Origin of the sequence: Pseudomonas sp. K5002 (genome assembly GCF_013386655.1) — a bacterium.
Lineage (GTDB): Bacteria > Pseudomonadota > Gammaproteobacteria > Pseudomonadales > Pseudomonadaceae > Aquipseudomonas.
Map to the genome: position 1 here is coordinate 1 of NZ_JACARK010000878.1, position 2,577 is coordinate 2,577.

The 2,577-nt window shown below is 62.6% G+C and carries 2 protein-coding genes and 2 pseudogenes; 3 read left to right on the forward strand and 1 reads right to left on the reverse strand.

From position 1 onward, the window contains the following. Positions 1 to 104 (forward strand): annotated as a pseudogene (locus HX846_RS40490) (Dyp-type peroxidase domain-containing protein); the annotation flags it as partial. A gap of 128 nt (positions 105 to 232) precedes the next feature. Then, positions 233 to 913, forward strand: a pseudogene (locus tag HX846_RS30410) (Dyp-type peroxidase); the annotation flags it as partial. Here the strand turns inward: HX846_RS30410 and HX846_RS30415 are convergent. Next, positions 910 to 1,782 (reverse strand): undecaprenyl-diphosphate phosphatase, encoded by an 873-nt coding sequence (locus HX846_RS30415; protein WP_003220102.1) that lies wholly within the window; start codon positions 1,780 to 1,782, stop codon positions 910 to 912. The pseudogene HX846_RS30410 and the gene HX846_RS30415 sit on opposite strands and share 4 nt — an antisense overlap. Positions 1,783 to 1,971: 189 nt before the next feature. Here HX846_RS30415 and HX846_RS30420 point away from each other — a divergent pair, with 189 nt between their 5' ends. Further along, the gene (locus HX846_RS30420) at positions 1,972 to 2,478 is read left to right on the forward strand and encodes a GNAT family N-acetyltransferase (RefSeq protein WP_032898758.1); all 507 of its coding nucleotides are present in this window, start codon (positions 1,972 to 1,974) and stop codon (positions 2,476 to 2,478) included. Positions 2,479 to 2,577: the final 99 nt, after the last annotated feature.

Consider the following 2,577-nt stretch of genomic DNA (forward strand, 5'->3'; position numbering starts at 1 on the left):
CAGCCGGCAATCTGACGTGTGTCGCAGGGTTTGGCTCCAAGGCGTGGGACGCGCTGTTCGGGGGGCCGCGGCCAGCAGCGTTGCACCCGTTCAAGGAAGTGGGCGTGGGCGGGGGCCGGGCGCCGCGCCCCCCCCGGGGCTATACAGCAGCACAATAGTGCCGAGCAGATGGGCCCGTGTTTGGAATTTGCCACCCCCGTGATTGCGGCGCGGGGGGGTGCGGTGACGGNNCGTGGCCGGGCGCCTGGCGCCGGCCACGCCGGGGGATATCCTGCTGCACATTCGTGCCGAGCAGATGGACCTGTGTTTCGAATTGGCCACCCAGTTGATGGCGGCGCTGGGGGATGCGGTGACGGTGGTGGACGAGGTCCAGGGTTTCCGCTATTTCGACATGCGCAGCATCATCGGTTTTGTCGACGGCACCGAGAACCCGGTCGGGCGCAAGGCGGTGGGTTTCACCATCGTCGGTGATGAGGATCCGGCGTTCAGCGGCGGCAGCTATGTAATGGTGCAGAAGTACCTGCACAACATGCAGGCCTGGAATGAATTGTCGGTGGAGGCGCAGGAGCGGGTGATCGGGCGCACCAAGCTGTCGGACATCGAGCTCGACGATGCGACCAAGCCGAGCAATTCCCACAGTGCATTGACCACCATCACCAAGGACGGCGAGGAAGTGAAGATCCTGCGGGACAACATGCCCTTTGGCCGGCCGGGCGCGGGGGAATTCGGGACGTACTTTATCGGCTACGCGCGCTCGCCAGAGCCTTTGGAGTTGATGCTGGAGAACATGTTTGTCGGCCGACCGGTCGGCAACTATGACCGCCTGCTGGACTTCAGCACGGCGGTCACCGGCGGCCTGTTCTTCATACCGTCTGCGGATTTGCTCGAAGAACTGGCCGACCGCGCGCCTTAGGCCAACAACCCGGTGCTCACCGCCACAATCAGGAACACCCCCAGCACCGCGCGGTAGATCACGAACGGCCAGGTGGAGAATCGCTCCAGGAACTTCATCAGGCCCCAGATCGCGAAGAACGCCGACACACTGGCGACCACCAGCCCGAAGATCAGGTGCGGCCAGGCGTGGGCGGGCAGGTCGGCGTGGAACAATACCCACAGCTCTTTCAGCCCCGCGAGGGCGATCGCCGGCAAGCCCAGCAGGAACGAAAACCGCGCCGCTTCTTCACGCTTGAAGTTGAGGAACAGTGCGGCGGTCAGGGTCGAACCCGAGCGGGAAACCCCTGGAATCAGCGCGCCGATCTGCGCAATGCCGACAATCAGCGCATCCCGCAGGCGCATTTCGCCCACCGTGCGCTTATGCCTTGCGCTGAGTTCAGCCGCCGCCAGCAGCACCGCCATCACCAGGCAGGAAATCCCGATCACCATCAGCCCGCGCAGCGGCGAGTTGCAGGAGTTGAGGGTCGACGACAAGGCTATCCCGGCAATCCCGATCGGAATCGTCGCCAGCACAATGGCCACCGCCAGCTTGAACCACTGGTTGTTGTAGTCACCCTGGCGCACCGCAGTGATGCTGCCGACCGTGACCTGGCGTACATCCTTCCAGAAGTAACTGACCACTGCTGCCAGTGCGGCCAACTGCATGGCTGCGGAAAACGCCGAGCCGGGATCCGGCCAGCCGAGCAGGGCGGGCACGATGCGCATGTGGGCGGTGGAAGACACGGGCAACAATTCGGTGATGCCCTGAATGATGCCCAGGATGCCTATTTGCAGGTAATCCAGGGACGCAAAGCCGACATCGAGGCCGCTGGTGCAGACGTTTGTCAAAGTACTTATCCTGAAAGCAAGGGGAGGGAAGTGACGCGGAGTTTAGTCTAACTTTGTAACGATTTTGTCGTTGACACGAGAAAAGCGCGATCGGTTCAGCAAGCAGAAAGCTTGGCCGGTGTATTGGCATTGCAGGTGGCTTTGTTGACAATGGCGGCCTGTTTTTTTGCCGAGATGCCCATGCCTGCAATCCCCGATACCACCGTCGAACTGATCGAGACCGGCCCGGAACACGCCACGTTGATCGCCAACCTTTACCAGTTCTACGCCTACGAGTCCTCGGACTGGGAACAGGAAGATGTCGAGGTGGACGGTCGCTTCTACATCCATGAGGAGCACCTGGCCCGCTACTGGGAAGACCCGCAGTGGAGTGCCAACCTGCTGCTGGTCGACGGCTTCATCGCCGGCTTCCTGCTGATCGAAGGCAGCGAGTTGCCGGGGATCGATGCGCTGGAACTGGCGGACCTGTTCATCCTCAAACGCTACCGCCGCAAGGGCATTGGCCGCGCCATCGCCACTCAGGTGTTGAGCAGCGGCGAGGCGAACTGGCTGGTGCGTTTCTATGATCAGGATGAAGTGAGCCAGGCGTTCTGGCGCACGGTGTTGGATAACCTGCCGCGTCCGGTGCAGGCCATCGAGCTGGACGATGAGCCGAACCTGCTGAGTTTCCTGGTGACGCGCGCAGCGTTGCACTGAACCATCAACTGAAAGCGGCGCCAGCCCCTGCACTGAACAATGCCGCCTGCATCGCCTGTGGCGGCTGGCCGAACGCCCGCAGGAACGCCTGGCGCATGC